General features: G+C 71.5%; 1 protein-coding gene. It reads left to right on the top strand.

Annotated features, from left to right (window positions below):
* Positions 1-235, top strand: a 235-nt coding sequence (locus ACPYOM_RS23980) for a homocysteine S-methyltransferase family protein (protein ID WP_481347901.1), incomplete at both ends; no start/stop codon positions are given.

Consider the following 235-nt stretch of genomic DNA (forward strand, 5'->3'; position numbering starts at 1 on the left):
ACCTCGAGGCCGGCGCCGACATCATCGAGACGAACGCCCTCAACGCCACGGCGATCCCGCTGTCGGACTCCGGCATGGAGGACATCGCCTACGAGATCAACCACGCGTCGGCAGTACTGGCCCGCCGCGAGGCCGACGCGAGGACCGCGCGCACGCCGGAGCGTCCCCACTGGGTGGCCGGCGCGCTGGGCCCGACGTCGCACACGGCGTCGATTTCACCGGACGTCAACGACCC

It is taken from the genome of Monashia sp. HAY1-2A (genome assembly GCF_056755315.1).